The sequence below is a fragment of the Gammaproteobacteria bacterium genome, assembly GCA_013816845.1.
Classification (GTDB): Bacteria; Pseudomonadota; Gammaproteobacteria; order DSM-16500; family DSM-16500; genus Aquicella.
On sequence record JACDDU010000002.1, the window covers coordinates 206,493 to 228,229 of the forward strand.

A 21,737-nucleotide genomic window follows, 5' to 3' on the forward strand; every position below is an offset into this window, starting at 1 on the left:
TCAACGTCCTTTGGTTAGGGCGAGAAGGAGCGAAGATGTTTAAGATCCAAACGCTTAATACCATAGCAGTGGCGGGTTTAAATTTATTCCCTCGTGAATATTATGAAATAGCATCTGATATTAAAAACCCCAATGCTATTTTAGTTCGTTCCCATGCTATGCATGAAATGACGATTCCCGCTTCGACACAAGTTGTAGGACGCGCGGGTGCTGGATTAAATAATATTCCCGTGGCTGCTTTAACTAAACGCGGCATACCCGTTTTAAATACGCCAGGTGCGAACGCCAATGCTGTGAGAGAATTAGTGATGGCTGGTATGTTACTTGCGAGTCGCAATATTCCACAAGCGTTAAATTATGTTACCTCTCTTGCTACGAATAACAATTTAGAACAAATGATTGAACAGCATAAAAAACAATTTGTAGGTTTTGAATTGTTAGGCAAAACGTTAGGGGTGATCGGGCTTGGGAATGTCGGTGTGCGCGTCGCGAATGCTGCAATGAGTTTCGGAATGAAAGTTATTGGTTATGATCCGTCCATTACTGTTAATCATGCCTGGATGCTTTCCTCTGAAGTCAAAAAAGCACGAAGTATTGATGATTTGGTAATGGAAGCTGATTTTATTACGTTTCATGTCCCTTTAATGCCAGCTACAAAGCATTTACTTAATGCAGCTCGCTTTAATCTAATGAAAAAAGGGATTGTCCTTTTAAACTTTTCACGTATGGGCATTATCGACGAGGAAGCGCTTGTCGATGCATTGAATGAAGATAAAGTTCATATTTATGTCACCGATTTTCCTACAGAAATTTTGCGCAACCATCCTCGCGTCATCAGCTTGCCCCATCTTGGTGCTTCAACAAAAGAAGCTGAAGAAAATTGTGCCATGATGCTCGCAAACCAAATTCGTGAATTTTTGGAAAATGGGTCGATTACGAATGCTGCAAATTTCCCTTCTCTTTCAGTTCCTACTTTATCAACACCCGCACGGTTAGCGATCGTTAACGCCAATATTCCCAATATGGTCGCGCAAATTTCTGCAAAACTTGCTGCCGCCCGATTAAATATTGTAAGTTTATTAAATCAGTCGCGCGAAGATATTGCCTACACAGTGATTGATTTAGCATTACCGATTAATCAAGAAACATTAGATGAAATAGCAAAAATTGCCGGAATTCTACAACTTCGCGTTATGACTCATCATCAAACCCAATGAAAAATAACTTTGAACGATTTAGCCATACGTCGTCCAATTATCAGCTTTACCGTCCTTCTTATCCGCAGGCGTTGATAACGCTATTGAAAGAAAAATTACAATTATCTCCGCAAGCCGTAATTGCTGACATTGGTTCGGGTACGGGATTATTAACCAAGCTTTTCTTGGCAAATGGTAATCGTGTTTATGGTGTTGAACCGAATAAAAAAATGCGCGAAGCAGGCGAAATTTTTTTAAAAAATTTTCCCAACTTCATCAGTGTAGAAGGTAGTGCAGAGCAAACCACACTTCCCGCTGACAGTGTTGATTATGTTACCGCAGGCACAGCGTTTCATTGGTTTGATCAAAAACAATGTCACCAGGAATTTTTACGTATTCTTCGTTTACCCGGTTTTGGGATATTTGTATGGAACGTTCGCGATTTGCACACGAAAGTTAATCAAGATTATGAAAATCTCATTCTCAAATATGGTCGTTATGCACAAGAAACATCTGCACGACAATTTGAAAAAACTATTATGGATGATTTTTTTTCTCCTTTTACAATGCAAACTTATTCTTTTCCTCAGCATCAATTTTTTAATTGGGAAGGCTTTAAAGGCCGGTTGTTGTCAACTTCTTATGCTTTACAAAAAGGTGAACCGCGTTATGAAGAAATGATTGATGATTTACAGAAAATATTTAATGTGCACGCACATTTGAAAAAAATAAAGTTTAGTTATTTAACTAAAATTTATTTTGGTCAATTAAAATAAAAGGTTTGGCTAGACGTGCAGATACAGCATGACAAGTCAGGCTTGCCTCGTTAAAATTTACATTTTTATTGCCAAGGAACCTTAATGAAAAAACTTATCTTCCTCTTTATGTTTTTCTGGACGACAACTATTTTTGCCGAACCCTTTAATCGAATTATCTTTTTTGGTGATAGCTTAACTGACAATGGTAATCTTTATAAAAAGTTTTTAAAAATTATTCCAAAGTCTCCGCCTTATTACAAAGGACGATTTTCTAATGGCATGACTTGGGCAGAAGGATTAGGTGATCGATATTATAAAAAATATTATAGTAGTTATAAAGTTTATGCTGTAGGTGGAGCAACTGCAATATATCATCACCCGAATGGTAAGTTTATCGCGCCATCAACATTGACTGCACAAGTCAACGATTACCTTCTTGATTCCAACTTTCAAGATAAATCAAAAGTTTTGTTTGCCGTGTGGATTGGCGCCAATGATTACATGTTCGATGAAAAAGCCGATGGCGAAGTGGTTAGCACCAAAGTTACAGAACAAATTGCTACTTCTATCAAAACATTAATAAGTAAAGGTGGAAAATCTTTTGTTGTGCTTAATTTACCTGATTTAGCTAAATCTCCTTTTGCACAAAATAATAATAAATCCAGTGAACGACTTTCAGAGTTATCGCAACTCCATAATAAGAAATTATTAAAAGTCATGGAGGAATTGAAAAATGCAAATCCGCAAATCAAAATTATTTATATTAATTTGTTCGATATGCTAAATGACGTCATTGCCAATCCTGCTAAATATAATAAAAAATATAATGGCAATATTACAGACACCACCACTGCTTGTTGGAAAGGAGGATACTTTTTCCAAGACCAAAATCAAAAAGATGAATTAAAGCAAGCTCTTCGCCAAGGTTGGATTGCAGAATATCATAGTGCACCTTCCGAACAAGAAATTGATCAATTGGTAGAACAAGCCCGGCAAACACCTGAAGTAATGCACGCTTATCATTTAGGTAAGTCTTACCAATTAGGCTTAGCAATACCTTGTGCAAAACCTAACGAACATATTTTTTGGGATCAACTCCATCCTACTGAAATTGTTCATCGCGTCTTAGGTGAAATTATCGAGGAAATAATTGATTTTGCGATGCCTGCGTAACTATCTGCAAGAAGGGTGAACGGAAGACGTTCACCCTTTTTTTTTACAATGCGCCTTCACCAATAATGCCGCAAGCAATTCTAGGACCGCCCCCACCTAATTTTTTTGGTGAGTCAGCATAATTATCTCCTTCTTCGTGAATAATAATGCTATGCCCATTAAGTTTGCTTAATTTAAAACGTGGCGCAAGGGTAGGGATCGTTGCATTCCCTGCTTGATCCACCACGAGAACAGGTAAATCACCCAGATGGCCTAATTTTCGATAAGGACCATTATGTTCACCGGTTTCATCAGGATCTAAATGATCGCCCGCTGCCATCCCTCGATCGCCGCAGGAAGGTTTTTGATGAACATGAAAGCCGTGGAGTCCTGGCGGCAAATCATGGAGATCGGGGGTAATGAGGACACCACAAAGGGAATCTTCAATTTTAATGGATCCGATACTTTTCCCCTGGCCTTTTGCATCGATCATGTACATGGGTACGGTGGTTGCAGCATAAGCTGAAGTTAAAATCAGTGAAATGAAGCTTGCTACAATGGTTTTGCAAAGGGGTTTCCTGCGCATGTTGCTCTCCCTGAAAGTGAAGTTTCAATGCCTTATCAATATCTAACTTTTATCTTAACGCATATCTTGCAAAGAATATTTATTTGTAGAAGAAGATAGAGGAAATTTTTTGATGAAGTGGAGAGGCACTTCAGTTCATCTAACTTATCCAGACTTATTTTTTGATTGCGACTGAAAATGGTCGACAATGGAGGCACAGACTAAATCACCCCATACATTCGTCATGGTCCTAAAGCGATCCAAGATGCGATCGAAAGGTAGGAGTAATCCAATGGCGGAAGCTGGTACGTTAACACTTTTTAGTACCATCACCATGGTAATTAAGCCCCCTTCTGGAATACCTGTTGCACCCATGCCCGCGAGAATGGCAACAAAGAAGACGCCCAGTTGTCCTAGGAGGGATAAATCGTACCCGAGGATTTGACAAAAGAATAAAGCCGAAACGGCTTCATACATTGCAGTTCCCGCGAGATTAATTGTCGTTGCAAAGGGTAATACAAATCGAGCAACATCTTCATTCACGTTTTGCTCTTTTGCGACCATCAACGTTACCGGTAAAGTTGCCATTGAACTTGAGGTGGCAAAAGCAGTCAGCAAAGCATTACTGGCTGACTTTAGAAAAAGTTTTGGATTGCGTTTGGTGATTAATATTAACGCTACAAATTGCCAGAGTATTTGCAAAAACAAGCCGGCTAAAAAGATCAAAATAAAAAACATCATACCTTTTAAACTTTGCAACAAAAGATGTTGTAACTGTGCTTCAGCAACCGCAGCCCCCAGTAAGGAAAATAAGCCAAGGGGAGTTAAATACATCAACCACATAATCATTTTAATTAACACGTCTCGCAACCCCACAAAAAAATCAATGACGGGTCGCGACGTTTTTCCCACTGCTAAGCATGCAATCGCAAAAACAATACTGAAAAAAACGATGGGCATAATTTCATATTTCGCAGCAGCTGCCACAATATTAGGAGGAAATAATGTAAGAATATAAGAGGAAAAAGGGATGGGCTTTAAATCAATGGGCTCAGCAGATGCGAGAATTAAATTTGCAGCGACGCCAACGCCTGGTTTGAAAATGTTGAGCAAAATGAGACCAATTGTAACGGCTACTGAAACACTGAATAAAACATAGCCTAATGTGTACATGCCAATCGTGCCAAGGCGTTTCATGCCACCAATTGAAGTAATAGCACTGACTAAGGCACAGAAAATAAGGGGTAAAACGATTAATTTCAAAAGGTTGATAAAAAGTTGACCAATCCACTTAACTTCAATCGTTTCGCGCGGAAAAAATATCCCTGCTAAAATCCCCACTATAATGCTTAATAAAATGAGCAAAAATGAGTAATTTTTCAAAGGGCGTCCTTTCCAGCTTAAAACTTAATTATAAACTTTTTAAGTAAGATAAAGTTAATAAAAATGGATTTAACTTTGCTAGACTTAAAGTAACGGGACTCGTTTTTTACCCGAGGAGTAGGGCCTCCATGCAAATTGATGAGTTTATTGCACTGATACCCAAGGCAGAATTAAATATTCATATTGAAGGTTGTTTATCTGAAGAATTAGTAACTCGTTTCGCTGAACGAAATAAAATTATATTATCTACTCCGCATACTATTCAATTTACCGACTTATCTTCTTTTTTAAAAATTTATTATGCCGCACTCCAAGTGCTGCTTACCGAAGAAGATTTTTATGATTTAGGCATGGCTTATTTTCACAAAGCTGCTATGCAAAATATTCGTCATGCTGAAGTTTCATTTGATCCCCAGGCACATGTATCCAGAGGCGTTGCGCTTTCTACTGTGATCAAGGGATTAACTCGCGCAGTCCAAGAAGCAAAAGCAAAGTATGGTATCTCTGCTTTTCTGATCATGTGTTTTATGCGTGATTTAAGTGAAGAGGAAGCAATTAAAATATTTGAGGAGGCGTTAATTTTTAAAGATCATATCGTCGCGATTGGTTTAGATTCCACGGAAAAGGGTAACCCCCCAGAAAAGTTTAAAAATTTATTTGATCTCGCTCATGCACAGGGTTTTTTAAGTGTTGCCATCGCCGGCGAAACAGGGTCGCCTGATTATATTTGGCAAGCGCTTGATGTGTTGCACGTCTCACGTATTGGCCATGGTGTGCAATGCATGCAAGATCCAGATCTTATTACCCGATTAGCTGCAAAACAAATTCCAGTGGATGTGTGCCCCATTTCTAATGTCAAACTGGGCATCTATCCTCAACTTAAACAACATCCCTTAAAAAAAATGTATGAAGATGGGTTATGCGTAACATTAAATTCAGATGATCCAGCGTATTTTGATGCCTACCTTAATGAAAATTATATTGCAGCGAATGCTGCGTTAAAATTAAATAAAACGATTATCTATGAACTCGCTAAAAATTCATTTAGTGCAAGCTTCTTAGACTATGCGCGTCAGGAAAAATTAATGAGTGAATTGGAAAAAGTCTTCAAACAAGCGGTAAGTTAAAGTTCGCTACTCTTATTATTTTTCTTTAGACAACCGAGATTTGCTTCTTTCAGCGTGGTCCCAGAACGGCCTTGAAACATGGACTGACAACCTTTTCAAGCTTGGGGGACTCGCCCCCCAAGCTTGCAATGCTTAATTTCCTTTACCTACTTTGAGACGTGACTCGACTTGTTTTACGCCATCCACAGATTTGGCTAAGTTAGCCGCATTAGTAGCTTGTAAGTTAGTATCGACATTACCAGATAAATAGACCACACCATTATTGGTTTCAACGCTTACGTTGACTGCAGGTACATCTTTACCTAATAATTTTTCACGAATGAGTACGCCCTTTACTTTCGCAGTGATGACTGTATCGGTGAAAGGTTGGCTACTATTCTTTATTGCCAAATTGCCAGTGTCTACATCTTTAACGCCATCCGTAGATTGTGCAATTTCAATCAAAGCACTCGCATCAGTATCTGAATTAACAGTACCAGATAACATGACAACGCCATTGCTTGTACTGACATCAACTTTAAAAACTGAAATAGTTGGATCCAAAGCAATCTTTGATTTTACTTTTCCCGTAATGACGGTATCTGATGCTGCCGCATTGGGAACTGCATAAGCTTGGAAGCTCAACAGAATAAAAATAGCAAAAAAGGTGGCGTGTATATAACGCGAAATTTTCATGATCAAACTCCTTCAGGGTGGATTATTTTAAAAAGGATATCGAGAGTTGCTAAGGTTAGGCAGGCACTATAACTTTTTAAGTGATATTTATCAACTTCTTATCCAAAACTGGTCTAAATATGCGGATTTTTTCTACTTATTCTTGCTGTGATTTATTATAATTCGCGCATCATGAGGGTAATAAAATGAGTCAATTTCCTAAAACGCGGTTAAGACGTTTGCGACAAAATGAAGTTTTACGCGGCTTAATTCGAGAAACGCAGTTAGATCTTGAAAAACTTATTCTGCCATTATTTATTAAACACGGATTAAAAGAAAAAAAACCATTGGAGGCAATGCCGGGACATTTTCAATTTCCTTTGCACCAATTGGAAGATGAAATAAAAAATATTGTAGCCCTCGGTATCCGCAGTGTCATTTTATTTGGTATTCCTGAAAAAAAAGATAAGATAGGTAGTGATGCCTATGCAGAGACTGGCATTATCCAAAGCGCTATTCCACTCATCAAAAAAGTCGCCCCTGATTTGTTAGTCCTTTCTGACCTTTGTTTTTGTGAATATATGGATCATGGTCATTGCGGAGTGGTCAACTCAGCAAACAAAAAAAGCCATGTTGATGTAGATAATGATAAGACTTTAGCCTTACTTGCTAAAGCTGCCATAAGCCATGCCAAAGCGGGCGCTGATGTCATTGCCCCGAGTGGCAATATGGATGGCATGGTGGGCTATATTCGCCAAGCTTTGGATGAGGCTGGTTTTACGCATTTACCTATCCTTAGCTATTCAGTTAAATATGCTTCTGCCATGTACGAACCTTTTCGTGAAGCCGCACAAGGTGCGCCCCAATTTGGAAATCGCCAAACTTACCAAATGGATTATGCTAATTTACAAGAAGCGTTACGCGAATGCAGACTAGATGTTGAAGAAGGTGCGGATATGCTCATGGTGAAACCTGCGCATACGTATCTTGATGTAATCTTGCGGGTGAAACAAACTCATCCCGATATGCCGCTCTGCGCTTACCATACCAGTGGGGAATATGCGATGATAAAAGCTGCGCATCAGAAAGGTTGGTTGAATGAGCAAAAAGCTGCCCTTGAAGTCTTAACGGCGATACATCGGGCAGGTGCTGATTTTATCATCACTTATTTCGCTAAAGATGTCGCGAAGTGGTTTCAATCTGCCTAAGGCAAAGGAGTTGCCAATCCTATGTTTTCAGAAGAACATCAGCGCGCCAAAAAAGCAGGCTTACCCCCCGGAACATTAAAGTTTACAGGAAAGCAGGGTGATCGCCTACCGAGCGTAACGATTGCGAGTTATAGCCCCACACACTATGAAGAAAAGAGTGGCACTCATTTTTCTCCCGACATGGAAATACTTCATTCACCGGGTGCGAAATGGGTCAATATTGAGGGGTTGCATGATACACAACTCATTCAAGAAGTGGCGACTTATTTCAAACTTCATCCACTTACTGTGGAAGATATTTTAAATATTGCACAGCGTCCGAAAATAGAAGAATTTGAAGATTACCTATTTGTTATTTTAAAAGTGTTAGATTGGCAATCGAAAAAAACAACTTTTAAAGTTAAGCAATTAAGTCTTATTTTAGGCAAAGATTTTGTTTTATCTTTTCAAGAAGCAGATACGACCCGTTTTGATCAAATTCGTGAAAAATTACATGGAACGTCCCAGCGCTTACGTGAGCAAGGCACCGATTACCTTACGTATCGATTAATTGATGCAGTAGTTGATGAATATTTTGTTGTACTAGAATCTATTGGCGATCGCATTGAACAAGTCGAAGATAAAATTATTATTAGTCCCACACCTGAAAACGCAAAAACAATTTATCGCTTAAAAAGACAAATGTTGATTTTGCGAAAAGCCATATGGCCTATGCGCGAAGCGGTGAGCCATATGTTGCATATTGAAAATGAAATTATTTCAACATCGACGCGAATTTATTTACGTGATGTTTATGATCACACGATGCAAGCCATCGATACATTGGAAACTTTTCGGGAAATGTTAAGTAGTATGTTAGATATGTATTTATCCGGTTTAACCAACCGTATGAACGAAATCATGAAAACCCTAACCGTAATCACGACCATTTTTATTCCTATTACAGCAGTTGCAAGCTTTTATGGTATGAATTTTGTCGATCTGCCCGGCATCCATACGCCCTGGGCGTGGCTCATCGTATTTATTAGTATGGCAGGGGTCGCGATTTTGATGTTATTTTACTTCAGAGCAAAAAAATGGTTATAAAAATAATGCATGTTTATAATGTTTTCGATTTTATCAGCGACAATTCAAATGACTTTGCCCTCTTCCAACCTGATTCGTGCCTATTGTATGATAGAAAAATCGTTTCGGTTTTTTTATGTTGAAACGAAATCGGTTGTTTCGATGGAGCATCCATGAGTAAGAAACAATTTAAGCCTGCGTGGTGGTTACCCAACTCTCACCTACAAACGATATGGCCCGTGTTTTGCCGTCGCATCATCCCCTTACCCTTGAAGCGGGAACGCTTGGAATTACCTGATGGTGATTTTGTTGATTTAGATTGGCTGGTTAATAAAGCTCCCTGCGAAAAACTAGTCATTATTTTGCATGGTCTTGAAGGTTCTGTTGATTCGCATTATGCGCGCGGTATGTTAAGAAGCTTAGCTCTGCGAGGCTGGCATGCTGTATTCATGCATTTCCGAGGCTGTAGCGGTGAGCCCAACCGTTTTCCAAAAGACTATCATTCTGGCCATACGAGTGATGTGAGCTATGTAGTTGATTTAATAAAATCGCGCTATCCCAATGCGAAACTGGGCGCGGTCGGGTACTCACTCGGAGGCAATGTTTTACTCAAGTGGTTAGGTGAGACTAAAGAAAAAAGTCCGCTGCAAGTAGCCACGGCTATCTCAGTCCCCTTTGAATTGCATAAAGCTGCTGCACGGTTGCAAAAAGGTTTTTCACGTTTTTACCAATGGTATTTCATTAAGTGTTTAAGGTTTCGCTTGGAAGAAAAATTTAAAAATCTTGCAGCCCCTCTAGACTTAAGTGTATTTAATCAAGTTAAGACGATGGCTGAGTTTGATGATAAAGTCACCGCGCCCTTACATGGTTTTACCGGGGTTGATGATTATTATAACGCTTCAAGCTCACGACAATTTTTAAACCACATTACCGTGCCAACCCTTATCATTCATGCAAAAGATGATCCGTTCATGTCTGAAGATGTTATTCCTCAGCAAGATGATCTCCCTGCTAATATTTTTTTAGAAATTACCGAGCGGGGTGGACACGTGGGGTTTGTGGGGGGTCGCTATCCTTGGCGTCCGGATTATTGGTTAGAGAGCCGCGTTCCGCATTTTTTGAACGATTATTTATAAAATAAAAATAATTTGTATTGAATTCAATTCACTAAATTACATGTTTCTATTGGTAAATTTATTCTTCATCAAATCATGAAGTTGGTCACTTGTTACACAATGTAATTTAGTTCATACTAAATGCATACACACACATTGCTCAATATTCAGGGAAGAATAGTAAAAAGTTTGGCGTAAAAATGGAATGACTTAGATGCATCTTGTGCTTGCACCGCTAATGGTGATTTTTTTCGATTTGAATTGAATCTTGGATGTTTTAATCGAAAAATGAATGAAGATGCTTAGATAATAAGTCTAACTTTACGCCAACTATTCAAAAAGCCCAGAATTGTTTCTGGGCTTTTTTTATTTTTTGTTGAGACTCTGAAATCCTGAACGCTTATAAAATTAAATCCTCTTCCTCCCCCCCTAAATACTGTAGTAAGCCTTAATCCGGCGTAATCCCTTTACATTTCCTGCTTTAATTTATATATTTTTATTCCGCTTATCAGGTCCTTGTCATGCGCTATCTCATTAATCTATCCATCCTGCGTCGTAATCGTAACTTCGCTTATCTTTTTTCTGGCCAATTTATTTCCTTTATGGGGACGATGATTACAGGCGTTGCCTTACCCTATCAAATCTATATGGAAACGCGTTCGACTATGATGGTGGGTTTGTTGAGTTTAGCGCAATTGCTACCGTTGTTAGTAACTGCTTTAATCGGGGGTGTTTTTGCAGATCGTTATCATCGCAAATTTTTATTATTTAGCGCGGAAGCTATTCTAGCGGGCGGCAGCGTTATCCTCGCAATGAATGCAACACTTCCTGTGCCTTCAATCTCAGTCATGTTTATCGTAGCAGCCATCATGTCAGCATTTAATGGCTTACATCGTCCGGCACTGGATAGTATGGTGCAGCAAGTTGTCGCTAAAGAGGATTACCCGGCAGTCAGTTCTTTAGGTACTTTTAAGTTTAGCATCGGTATGATTCTAGGCCCCGCTATAGGCGGACTTGTCATTGCCCATTACGGACTTGTTGCAACGTATCTCCTCGATTTTATGAGCTTTGGCCTGTCTCTCTGCGCGCTATTACTCATGTCTCATATCCCCAAACCCTCGAACGTCGTTGATGAATCAACGCTAGCTTCTATCATGAAAGGTTTTCGGTATGCCGTTTCCAGACAAGAGCTGATGGGAACCTATTTAGTGGATTTTATTGCAATGGTCTTCGGCATGCCGACTGCGCTTTTTCCTGCTATCGCCTTGTCCTTTGGTGGGCCGGAGCAACTTGGATTACTTTATGCAGCGCCTGCAGTGGGTGCATTAGGGGTCGCTATTTTTAGTGGTTGGGCACGTGATGTCAAACGACATGGTCGGGCGATTGCTATTGCTGCAACACTCTGGGGTTTTGCGATGATTGGTTTTGGTTTAGCGCCATACTACGGGCTCGCGCTGTTGTTTCTCGCCATTGCTGGTGGGTTTGATGCGATTAGTGGCATTTTTAGAAGCATTATGTGGAATGAAACCATTCCCAATAACATCCGCGGTCGCATGGCGGGCATCGAAATGATCAGTTATCTAAGTGGTCCTAAACTGGGTGATACGGAAGCGGGGCTCGTTGCGGCAGCTTTTGGCATCACAACTTCGATTGTATCGGGCGGCATTCTTTGTGTAGCGGGTGTTGCTGTTTGCTGTATTAGTTTACCGAAATTTTGGTCCTATCGTTCAACCCCTCATGGATAACTCACAGCGTCACGTGGGATTATGATAAGATTTTACAACACTATTTTGGAGGTAAGGGATATGCCTGGAAATGTGATGGCAAGTATTTTAGGAAATTTTTCTTTAGCCATGTTGGTTTTGGCCGTTTTTTTTATGATTTTTCATAAAATAATGGTGGGTAAACGTTTTATTGAAAGTGAAATAGTATTTCGGTGGATTTCCTTTTTTGCTTTAGGGGTTACCGGCGTATTTGCTTTTATCATGCATCTCTTTTTCCCCCATCTTGCTTCTGCAAGTATTGGTTGGTTTACTAATCCTTTTGAGTATGAAGTTGCGATGGCTAATTTAAGTATTGGGGTGTTAGGTATTTTAGCGTTTAAAGCGAGTTATGGCTTTCGCTTGGCAACTGTTATTGCCGCAACCATTTGGTTGTGGGGAGACGCCTTAGTTCATATTTATCAAATGGTGGCACATAACAATTTTGCCGTGGGTAATGCAGGCTCGTGGTTTTGGATGGACATTGTCATTCCTTTTCTATTAATCATTTGTATTAGCAACTTGCGTCCAGGAAAATTAATTACGTTATGAACTCGCCAATGACAGGAATAAGTTATTTATTGGATGGTTTTAGTCTCATCACAAAGTCTGGTATTAAACGATTTGTAATCATTCCTCTCATCGTCAATATCATCTTATTCCTGGGCTTGTTTTTTTTCTTAAGACATTATATGCATGTGTTTGATGCATGGTTTGCAGGCATATTGCCAAGTTGGTTGCAGTGGCTTGGCTCTTTATTATGGTTACTGTTTTTTGTAGCTTTCGTCTTAGTTTTTATTTATACCTTCGTGACTTTCGCTAACCTGATCAGTGCGCCTTTTAATAGTTTACTCGCAGAAAAAGTCGAGGCGCATTTAACAGGGCAGGCGAGTGTGAATCAAAGTATGATGGCGACGCTGAAAGATGTGCCGCGTAGTTTAGGCCGGCAAATTGCAGTGTTAGGTTACTATTTACCAAGAGCTTTGTTGCTTTTACTTTTATTTCTTTTACCTTTTGCCCAACCTTTTGCTGCTTTGTTTTGGTTTTTATTTAATGCATGGTTTATGGCCATGACCTTTATTGACTATCCTTCAGATAATCATCGGATTAGCTTTCAAACAACCCGGTTATTTTTAAATAAACAACGCTTTACAACTTTTGGGTTTGGGATTAGCGTCCTTATTGCAAGTATGGTGCCCTTTCTTAACTTTTTTGTGATCCCAGCTGCGGTTGCAGGTGCCACTAAGTTTTGGCTAAAAGAAGCAAAACTTGGTAACACCTTTCCCCCAATTAAATCCAATTAGATAATGCGATGCCGATGCCCGCACTATTGGTGTGGTGATTGTATTCAATTAAGCTTTGACCGTAGCCACTGAAAAATTGGACGAAGCCATTAAAGTTTTTAGTAATAGGAAAGCTATACGCAAGTTCAACAGTCGGATGTTTGCCACCGCCTTCAATGAAATTATGCGCCATGAGCGAAATGACTTGGCGATCAATTTTGTAAGCCACAGTGACCTGACCATATCCTAAATAATTGGCAATATTAGGATTGTGCTCCCGGAAACTTTCGTCATGAATAATGAGCCAAGGTTTCACGCTTACCATCCAATTATCGGCAGAAGCAATGGCTTCGAGGTAGACTCGATTCCAGCTTCTTTCCAAATCATTACCAAAACCATTGGATTGATGCGAAGCACCGAGGTTAATGAAGTTTAATTTCCAATTTGACGTAAGAGGTAAATTAAATTCATTAGCAATGAATACTTCGGGTTCATAATCAGTTTCTCTGAAAAAGGCATCATGATCATAGGCCTGCCAATAGGAGAGTTGCGAATAAGCAATGTAAAGACTGGAAAAAGAATGAAACATGTTTTTCCAAACCGGCACTTTGAAACTTAATTGGTATTTAATTTCAGTTCGTGAAACGCCTTCATTGCCGGGGGTGTTATTTTCGTAAATACTTTTGTACGGTGAGCCTGTGTAATAATAAGGCATTACATAGGTAGGCTTATAGAAAGCGATGCCAAAATAATTTGGAATTTTATTTTCGCGGGCTAGTTTTCCTTCCACCTGGGTTTCATTATCAGCTGCTTGATTGATTTCTTGTGCAAGTTTTTCTTGCTCAGTGGTTGCAACCGCCGCATAAAGAGGCGCAAAAGGTGCTAAAAAAATGCTCAGCACGATGAGGTTTCTTAAAATTATCGAGTTCATCATGTTCATACGCTCCAGAAAGGTGCAACAATGTAGCGCTATGACGTCGCATTTGCAAATGTTTTTAACAGTCTTTATGATTTCCCAAAACAGATTAAGAAATTATAAAAAGGGTAAACCCATGCAGGCACTGAACCGCGTTTTCTATATTATTTATGTAGCTTTATTTGGTTTTATTTTTACCTCAACTCACGTTTTAGCAGCAACGCCAACGCAAGGGAAGAGTGCGCTTCATTTTTTGACAATGACTGACCTCCATTTTGACCCCTTTACTTCCTGTGGAAAGCAAATTCCTTGTCCCCTCATCCAAAAAATGCAAGCAACTCCTGCCCAGCAGTGGGCAACGCTGTTAACCGCTTTGGATAAGAATCCTCCGCGTTATCTTGCAGATAGTAATTTCAATTTGCTGCATTCAACTTTTATTGAAGCAAGTAAAGTTGCAGAACTTGAGCAGGCACAATTTATTATTTTGTTAGGCGATTACTTAGGCCATGATTTGCGAACTTATTATAAAAAATATTCGTTAGACCGAAGTTTAGTTGGTTACCAATCGTTTATAAAAAAAATGATGACGTTCTTAACCTTGCAATTACGTGAAGCTTTTCCAGGAAAAGATATTTATCCCGTCATTGGGAATAATGATTCCTATCAGGGTGACTATTTTCAGGAAATTAATGGAAGTTTTTTTAGGGATCTTGCTAATCTTTGGGGACCCTTGATTCAGAATCAAAATGAACGCGGTCAGTTTAATCAAACTTTTTTAAAAGGCGGCTATTATGCGATTAATGCCCACGGCGATCCGCGTTTAAGAATCATTGCGCTTAACACAGTTTTATTTTCTTCAAGTGCACGAGGTAAGCAAGTGTTGAGCGCTGCCGAGGAAGAGTTAAATTGGTTGCGCAATGAATTGAAACACGTTAAAACAAATCATCAAAAAGCTCTTATTTTAATGCATATTCCCCCAGGCATTGATGTTTTTGCAACTTTAAGATTTCGTTTGTTTACACTAATTGAATTTTGGCAAAAGAAAAATGCTAAAGCATTTCAAGCTTTATTAAAAGAAAATGCAGAGGATATTGTCGGCATTTTTGCAGGACATTTGCATAGCGATTGGTTTCAAATTTTAACTTTTCCGCATAGCGAATTTGAAATCCCCTTATGCGGTAATCCTGCAGTTAGTCCTATTTTTGGTAACAATCCAGCTTTCAGATCTTATCAATACTCACTTGATCAACAACAACTTGAAAACTATATTACGTATTACTATTCCATTCGCCAAAAGGGTTTTTGGAAGAAGGAATATGACTTTAATGCAACCTACAATCCCAACTGTAAAGACTGTAAGATTTTAACCGGCATGAAATCATTTGAACGCACCGATCAGTATGAAATAATTTATAAAAATTATTATTCAGTGGGTGAAAGAGTGCAACCGATCGTCAATAAATTCAAACCTTACTATGCATGTGCACGACGCTATTTAGATGCATCAGAATATCTGGCTTGTTTAAAGTTAATGAAGCCCTTATCAGGTGCGTGATTTAGGGTAAAAGCATAAGTTGCTTGCATTACGACCCATTTGCCACATAGGCACTGGGGTGTTGGGTCATGATCGTTAGCACCTTTTTAGCCTCTACTTTCACAATGCTTGCTATTTGATTATTACTTCACTATTCTCGAAAAATAGTCTACAAAAGGTGAATAAACATGGCGATACCCGTAAGGATTCGGGTTCTACAATTTGTTAAGGATTTCATTGCAGAAAAAGGCTATGCCCCCTCTTTAGTTGAAATTGCAACCGGGATAGGGATTAGTGCTAATTCAATTAGTCTGATCAGCAGAAATATTCACGCTCTTGTCAAAGAAGGAAAGTTGAAGTACGAGCGACAAGGATATCGAAATCTTCAAGTCGTGGAATCGTTGGATTATATGTTCCCTGTCATGCAAGACAATTTTCAAGGCATGCATCTCTTGGATCGAACGAATGCCGTCGATTTGTCTGGATTACTTGCTTCTAAGCATCATTTTTTAGTGCAAGCGCAAGATGACTTTGTTACGGAGGACGGCATTTTGAAGGGTGATTTTATCATTTGTAAAAAGACTCAAGATGTTCAAGAAGGTGAAATGGTTGTGGCTTGCATTGATGGCAAGAAGAACACTTTAAAGCGTTTATCTTATCAAATTCCTGACCATATCACGTTGTTTTCGAGTGATGCGGCAGTCAAACCAAAAGCTTATCCATCACATCGGATTCGTATCCAAGGTGTTTATACAGGTTTGTTGCGCCTGCACCAGTCAGAGTAGATTTTTTCTTTTTTTTAAGGCATTTTCATGGATTCATTAACTTCTAGCGCGTTTAATGCAATTATTTACGATACGCAAAATATCGTCTATCGAACACAAGCGCCCGGTTATTTTCCAAAAGTTGTAGAAAATAATGATGCAATCATTCGCGTTTTTTTACGCAAAGATAAATTTTTTTCTTCCGATCGAATCAAACCTCGCGCACTAAAATTTTATGAAAATGCTCGGAAATTATTAGCATACGGTTTTAACGCTCCTGTCATTAGTCAATTTGCAAGTTGTCAGGCTATGCAGGCACACTTAATTAAATATAAAAAAATTCCTGGCGAAGATTTGCGAACTATTCTAGCAGTGGAACCCAATGTAAAAATTATAAAAAGTATCATTCATTTTATTGCAATGTTGCACGAAAAGGGTGTTTTTTTTCGGTCTATTCATTTGGGTAACTTGATTTGGCATCATAATGAAATTCATTTAATTGATATCACTGATGTTCAATTCAAATCCCGTCCGCTCCATATTTATGAACGGTATCGGAATTTAAAACATATTTTTGATAATAAAGAAGACCAAGCTTTTTGGCAGCATTTTACACTGACGCGCTTTTTAGAAATTTATACAGAATCGATGCAGTCTTCGCAATTCTTACGCAAAATTTTCTTTCATCGTCTTCTTAAAAAAAATAAAGGGACCACCCCGTGATTCATTTTTTTCATCCCCATCGTTTATTTGGTTTGTAGGAAATTATAATAATGCATCCTTCCCAACGCCAAGTTGCTTTGCACAATAAATCAGTTTTTATATCTTGCATCATTCCGGTTTTTAACGAAGCAGATAACATCCAACTTTTTATCGAACATCTCAATGAAATGCTTAAAACATTGTCTCATTCTTACGAAATGATTTTAGTTGATGATGGAAGCACGGATGAGAGCGTTGCAAAAATCCGTCAACTTGCATCTCTTTATCCCTTAAAATTATTAGGACTCTCACGTAATTTTGGCAAGGAAATTGCGTTAACCGCAGGTCTTGAGCACGCGCACGGTCAAGTTGCTATTTTAATTGATGGTGATTTTCAGCATCCAATTGCCTTACTACCTGAATTTTTAAATCAATGGGGGCTAGGTTATGACATGGTTTATGGGCTACGACAAGACCGTGCTGGCGAGTCTTATTTTAAACGTCAATTTGCCCATTTATTTTATTGGCTAATGCGTAAAATTGCGCAAGTTGATATTCCCAATAACGCTGGCGACTTCAGACTAATCGATAAAAAAATCATGGCCGCTTTGTCTACTTTTCCTGAGCGCACTCGTTTTATGAAGGGATTGTATGCGTGGGTGGGTTATAAAAAAATGGGTATTCCTTACGAAGTACAAGCAAGACGAGGAGGGCAAAGTGGTTGGGGTTTAAGAAGTTTAGCTGAACTTGCCCTTACAGGTATCACTTCTTTTTCGAATGTTCCGTTACGTGTTTGGGGTTTTATCGGTTCGATCATTTCTTTTATTTCACTTCTTTATGCGATTTACATGGTAACAGTGACGCTGATTTATGGCGCGGATCTACCAGGTTTCCCGACACTTATTGTTGCTATCATGTTTTTAGGGGGTATCCAGTTATTATCTATTGGCATTTTGGGTGAATACATTGCGCGGATTTTTACCGAAGTCAAACAACGTCCTAAATATTTATTAGAAGTAAAAGAAGGCTTTGATGAGAAGTAATACGTCAAACTTGATTTTGATTCATCAATTGTGTCGTTTTGGAGTGGTCGGTTTATTCGCAGCCCTCGTGCATTTTTGTTGCGTCGTTTTTCTTGTTCAATGGGGAACGTTAAATCCACTTATTGCCAATGTTTTTGCTTTTTTTGTTGCATTCCAATTTAGTTATTGGGGTCATCGGTTGTGGACTTTTTCGGATACTGACGTCGTTCACTTCATTGCACTCCCCAAACTGCTTTTAATCCAATGCATCGTTTTAATGCTAAGTGAAGTGTTATTCTATCTATTCTTATCGTTATCTCTTCCTTATCCTATAGCGCTCGCCGTTGTCTTAATGATCCTTCCTATTTTTACCTTTATTTCAAATAAATTTTGGGTTTTTAAGTAACTTGTGGTTGGTTGCTCACTAGCAAAATATCACGATGTTTTTGCACGACAAAATAAGTAGGGGCTCCAACTTTGAATTGATTTAAATAATTAGTATTCAAAAATACATACAAGCGTTTTTTGCTATGCCACTTCGACCAAAAAATTTCTTCATTAATTAACCAATTGGCTTCTTGTTTGTGGCGACCATCAAGTAATTCTCTTGCCCAATTATCTTTCGCACGTATTTTAAGGGGATCCCAATTATTAACGAGAGTTACTTGCTGATGGAGATAGAGGGGAACATCGTAATAATATTTAAAGTAATGCACGACTTCATCTTCAGGTTTCAAAACGGTCTGTAGATAGGTTGTTAACGGTTTGGCAGTGTTAACGTTTAAGTGGGTTGCGCCGGCTATGACCACAAGTAAATAAGCGATTGTCGTAATGTTCCACAAGCTAAAGTGAAACAGCAAACTCTTTCTCCTTAAAAAAATTAAACCGATTAAAGCTGATAAAATAAAGAGATAAGCAATAAGCTTGATGTGGGGTGTAAAAGTTGCGGGTAGAGGAAGAATCGGCACAAACGTTGTAACTAATAGGACAATCGCAAAAAGTAGACCGCCTGCAATAAGTTGCCAGCCCACGTGTTGTTGCTTAATCGTATCGCCGCGATACAAAATTGCAAAGTAGCGGGCAATTAAAATGGCGAGCGGGGGGAAAATAGGAAGAATGTAACTGATAATTTTTGAGTGAGGAATAGAGAAAAAAGTAAAGACACAAATGACCCATAGAAAAAGATAAAGTTCAGTACTGTATGATTTAGTATTTTTTATTACATTCCGAAAATTGACGACGAAGGATTGGAATAAAAATAAGGACCAAGGGAAAAAACCAAGTAAGACAATGGGAACGTAAAACCATGCTGGTGATTGGTTGTTGAATGCAGCGCCAGACAAATAACGCGTCACATGTTGTGTGACAAAAAAGTAGTAAAAAAACTCAGGATTAGCGCGCTGAATAAGTAAAAACCAAGGTAAAATGATAGCACTGATGATAAGCAAGCCCCGAAAAATATAAATTCTTTTCAAAACAGACCATTGGTTACTGAGTGATACCCATAACCCCACGATCATCACCGGGAAAGCAAGGCCGATCATACCCTTTGTTAAAATGGCTAAACCTGAAAATGCATAAGCTGCACAAAAGAACCACAACCTTCTACGCCCTTCTTGACCCACTCCGGTAATAAAACAAAGAAGCGATGCACTAATTAATACGGCCACTTCGAGATCGAGATTGGCATAATGGGAACAAGCAAAATAGAGGGGTGTAGTTGCCAATAGGGCGGCTGCAAACCAGGCTGTCAGTCGATCAAAAAGATGTCTTGTACAAATATAGGTTGTTAAACAGCCTATTAATCCTAAAAGAACAGGAAAAAGCCGATAGGCCCATTCTTTTAATCCAAATAATTGGATCGATAAGGCTTGGAGCCAATAATACAAAATAGGTTTATCGAGAAAGACAACCCCATTGACTCGGGGTGTAATATAATCGCCACGAGCAACCATTTCTCGTGCAACTTCAGTGTAACGACCTTCATCGGGCGTAAATACCGGATAACTGCCCAACCATGCTGTATAAAAAAGAAGTAGCATGATGGCAAAAAAAATAAGGTCAATAATCCAATCATTTTGTAAAATACGGCGAATGGACGACATGAAGAATCGCTCTCCAGTAAATATTGTTAGTTTAACCCAAGGGCAAACATGAAACGCATTGTACTTTGTGCTGATGATTATGGGCAAGCTGTGGGCATCACGGAAGGCATTCTGGATTTAGTAAAGCGTAAACGATTATCTGCAGTGAGCTGTTTGGTCAATAAAACTACTTTTCCTGCAGACGCCCTTCGTCTCAAGCCTTATCAAAAGGATATTGATATTGGCTTGCATTGGAACCTTACGGAAGGCTATGCCCACTCAGCGGTTTATCAAAAAACCTATGGTCCAGTTTTTTTTCCTTTAAGCGTTCTGTTGCGTAAAGCTTTCTTTCGCCAGTTAAGCTGGGATATTTTGAGGGAGGAGTTGATCGCACAACTTACTAGCTTCAAAACGGCTTTTGGTTTTTTACCGGATTATATTGATGGTCACCAACATATCCATCAATTTCCTATCCTCCGCGATGTTTTGATTAACGTGTATATGCATTTTTTGAGCCAACATCACGTCTATATTCGATGGGTTAATTTAAAACCAATGGGTTGGCTTGGTTGTGAATTTAAAAAAAGAATAATTCATTTCACCGGCACGAAAGTGTTGGGAAGAAAATTAAGAAATAAGAAAGTTCCACACAATAAAAGTTTCGCAGGTATTTATTCTTTCAAGCAGGGAATGCGATATCAGCAATTATTCCCTCAATTTTTAACTGAGGTTGACGACAAGGGCATTATTCTCTGCCACCCTGCACGCACTATAACGCCCAATGATCCCTTAGGTAAGGCTCGAATTGAAGAATACAACTATTTTGCATCAGATCAATTTTTAAAAGATTGTGACGCCCGCAAAATTCACTTAGAAAAATTTTTTTAAGTTCTAGCAAGCTTTATTTTAACGTTTGTCTAATAACGTAAAATTACTAATTTTGAAGTCTTAAAATAAACTTAAGGCGCTGATTTATCACTTTTTTTGAAGTTACAATCTGCTATAATTTTAATATCATCTGTTTGTCTTGCCTCAAGATTAAAATCCTCCGGTTAGATAGGTTTGATGTAGGTATTTGTTTAATTAGCAAAGGTATACGTTTTATGTCAGCACGAGAAAGTGGAACTGTAAAATGGTTCAACAATAGTAAAGGTTATGGGTTTATTCAGCGAGATCAAGGTGGCGATGTTTTTGTTCACTTCCGAGCAATTCAAGGGGACGGTTACCGCACGCTTGAAGAAGGAATGCGCGTTGAATACACTGTTACACAGGGACAAAAAGGTCTTCAAGCAGAAGACGTCTCTATTGTTAAATAACTAGCTTTTTGAATCATTGCCGCTTTGTAGTTAGCGGCAATGTTATCAAAATTGATACTCTCCGCAAGCTTGAATCAAAACTCTAGCTAAATAAGCTTATTTTGACTAATCCTTTCCATCAATTGTTAGGAAA

22 protein-coding genes are annotated in these 21,737 nt (G+C 38.8%); 17 read left to right on the forward strand and 5 right to left on the reverse strand.

The annotated features are described in order from the left end of the window. Nucleotides 1-35 precede the first annotated feature (35 nt). The 3 genes from H0W64_04550 to H0W64_04560 all read left to right on the forward strand — a co-directional run bounded on the left by H0W64_04550 (nt 36) and on the right by H0W64_04560 (nt 3,127). Entirely contained in the window at nt 36-1,217 is a 1,182-nt protein-coding gene (locus tag H0W64_04550; protein ID MBA3660973.1) for a 3-phosphoglycerate dehydrogenase, read from the forward strand. Continuing rightward, nucleotides 1,214-1,972, forward strand: a complete 759-nt coding sequence (locus H0W64_04555; protein MBA3660974.1) for a class I SAM-dependent methyltransferase — start codon at nt 1,214-1,216, stop codon at nt 1,970-1,972. The genes H0W64_04550 and H0W64_04555 overlap by 4 nt, the downstream gene beginning before the upstream one ends. A gap of 84 nt (nt 1,973-2,056) precedes the next feature. Next, nucleotides 2,057-3,127, forward strand: coding sequence for an SGNH/GDSL hydrolase family protein (locus H0W64_04560; protein MBA3660975.1), 1,071 nt, complete (start codon nt 2,057-2,059; stop codon nt 3,125-3,127). 43 nt (nt 3,128-3,170) lie between these two features. Here the strand turns inward: H0W64_04560 and H0W64_04565 are convergent, their stop codons facing one another. Next, nucleotides 3,171-3,692: a superoxide dismutase family protein gene (locus H0W64_04565; GenBank protein MBA3660976.1), complete on the reverse strand. Its 522-nt coding sequence runs from the start codon at nt 3,690-3,692 to the stop codon at nt 3,171-3,173. A gap of 144 nt (nt 3,693-3,836) precedes the next feature. Further along, a complete protein-coding gene (locus H0W64_04570; protein MBA3660977.1) occupies nt 3,837-5,054 on the reverse strand; it encodes a dicarboxylate/amino acid:cation symporter in 1,218 nt (405 codons plus the stop codon). A 128-nt stretch (nt 5,055-5,182) separates the two neighbouring features. On the opposite strand from H0W64_04570, the gene H0W64_04575 reads away from it, so the two are divergent. Next, on the forward strand, nt 5,183-6,181 hold the full coding sequence (locus H0W64_04575; GenBank protein MBA3660978.1) for an adenosine deaminase: 999 nt from the start codon (nt 5,183-5,185) through the stop codon (nt 6,179-6,181). A gap of 132 nt (nt 6,182-6,313) precedes the next feature. Here the strand turns inward: H0W64_04575 and H0W64_04580 are convergent, their stop codons facing one another. Then, entirely contained in the window at nt 6,314-6,856 is a 543-nt protein-coding gene (locus tag H0W64_04580; protein ID MBA3660979.1) for a BON domain-containing protein, read from the reverse strand. Between the two features lie 185 nt (nt 6,857-7,041). On the opposite strand from H0W64_04580, the gene hemB reads away from it, so the two are divergent. The 6 genes from hemB (at nt 7,042) to cysZ (ending at nt 13,287) form a co-directional block, all read left to right on the forward strand. Continuing rightward, on the forward strand, nt 7,042-8,043 hold the full coding sequence (gene hemB, locus H0W64_04585) for a porphobilinogen synthase (protein MBA3660980.1): 1,002 nt from the start codon (nt 7,042-7,044) through the stop codon (nt 8,041-8,043). Between the two features lie 21 nt (nt 8,044-8,064). Beyond that, the gene (gene corA / locus H0W64_04590) at nt 8,065-9,129 is read left to right on the forward strand and encodes a magnesium/cobalt transporter CorA (GenBank protein MBA3660981.1); all 1,065 of its coding nucleotides are present in this window, start codon (nt 8,065-8,067) and stop codon (nt 9,127-9,129) included. 152 nt (nt 9,130-9,281) lie between these two features. Next, nucleotides 9,282-10,244: a hydrolase gene (locus H0W64_04595; protein ID MBA3660982.1), complete on the forward strand. Its 963-nt coding sequence runs from the start codon at nt 9,282-9,284 to the stop codon at nt 10,242-10,244. Nucleotides 10,245-10,744: 500 nt separating this feature from the next. After that, nucleotides 10,745-11,968 carry an MFS transporter gene (locus H0W64_04600; GenBank protein ID MBA3660983.1) on the forward strand — a complete coding sequence of 408 codons (1,224 nt, stop codon included), beginning with the start codon at nt 10,745-10,747 and terminating at the stop codon, nt 11,966-11,968. Nucleotides 11,969-12,028: 60 nt separating this feature from the next. Beyond that, nucleotides 12,029-12,535, forward strand: coding sequence for a hypothetical protein (locus tag H0W64_04605; GenBank protein ID MBA3660984.1), 507 nt, complete (start codon nt 12,029-12,031; stop codon nt 12,533-12,535). Beyond that, complete coding sequence (gene cysZ, locus H0W64_04610; protein MBA3660985.1) at nt 12,532-13,287, forward strand: sulfate transporter CysZ; 756 nt, start codon at nt 12,532-12,534, stop codon at nt 13,285-13,287. Before H0W64_04605 ends, cysZ begins: the two co-directional genes overlap by 4 nt. On the opposite strand, the gene H0W64_04615 is transcribed toward cysZ, so the two are convergent. After that, entirely contained in the window at nt 13,274-14,167 is an 894-nt protein-coding gene (locus tag H0W64_04615) for a phospholipase A (protein MBA3660986.1), read from the reverse strand. The genes cysZ and H0W64_04615 overlap by 14 nt on opposite strands. A gap of 151 nt (nt 14,168-14,318) precedes the next feature. Between H0W64_04615 and H0W64_04620 the strand changes: the two genes are divergently transcribed. The 5 genes from H0W64_04620 to H0W64_04640 all read left to right on the forward strand — a co-directional run bounded on the left by H0W64_04620 (nt 14,319) and on the right by H0W64_04640 (nt 18,610). Then, nucleotides 14,319-15,737 carry a metallophosphoesterase gene (locus H0W64_04620; GenBank protein ID MBA3660987.1) on the forward strand — a complete coding sequence of 473 codons (1,419 nt, stop codon included), beginning with the start codon at nt 14,319-14,321 and terminating at the stop codon, nt 15,735-15,737. Between the two features lie 167 nt (nt 15,738-15,904). Next, a complete protein-coding gene (locus tag H0W64_04625) occupies nt 15,905-16,501 on the forward strand; it encodes a hypothetical protein (protein ID MBA3660988.1) in 597 nt (198 codons plus the stop codon). 27 nt (nt 16,502-16,528) lie between these two features. Then, nucleotides 16,529-17,203 (forward strand): hypothetical protein, encoded by a 675-nt coding sequence (locus tag H0W64_04630; GenBank protein MBA3660989.1) that lies wholly within the window; start codon nt 16,529-16,531, stop codon nt 17,201-17,203. Nucleotides 17,204-17,253: 50 nt separating this feature from the next. After that, on the forward strand, nt 17,254-18,225 hold the full coding sequence (locus H0W64_04635; protein ID MBA3660990.1) for a glycosyltransferase family 2 protein: 972 nt from the start codon (nt 17,254-17,256) through the stop codon (nt 18,223-18,225). After that, the gene (locus H0W64_04640) at nt 18,215-18,610 is read left to right on the forward strand and encodes a GtrA family protein (GenBank protein MBA3660991.1); all 396 of its coding nucleotides are present in this window, start codon (nt 18,215-18,217) and stop codon (nt 18,608-18,610) included. Before H0W64_04635 ends, H0W64_04640 begins: the two co-directional genes overlap by 11 nt. Here the strand turns inward: H0W64_04640 and H0W64_04645 are convergent. Then, nucleotides 18,603-20,309 carry a glycosyltransferase family 39 protein gene (locus tag H0W64_04645; GenBank protein ID MBA3660992.1) on the reverse strand — a complete coding sequence of 569 codons (1,707 nt, stop codon included), beginning with the start codon at nt 20,307-20,309 and terminating at the stop codon, nt 18,603-18,605. The two genes, H0W64_04640 and H0W64_04645, sit on opposite strands and share 8 nt — an antisense overlap. A 48-nt stretch (nt 20,310-20,357) precedes the next feature. Between H0W64_04645 and H0W64_04650 the strand changes: the two genes are divergently transcribed. Both H0W64_04650 and H0W64_04655 read left to right on the forward strand, forming a co-directional pair. Continuing rightward, nucleotides 20,358-21,176, forward strand: a complete 819-nt coding sequence (locus H0W64_04650) for a ChbG/HpnK family deacetylase (GenBank protein MBA3660993.1) — start codon at nt 20,358-20,360, stop codon at nt 21,174-21,176. A 215-nt stretch (nt 21,177-21,391) separates the two neighbouring features. After that, nucleotides 21,392-21,604, forward strand: coding sequence for a cold-shock protein (locus H0W64_04655; protein MBA3660994.1), 213 nt, complete (start codon nt 21,392-21,394; stop codon nt 21,602-21,604). Nucleotides 21,605-21,737 lie beyond the last annotated feature (133 nt).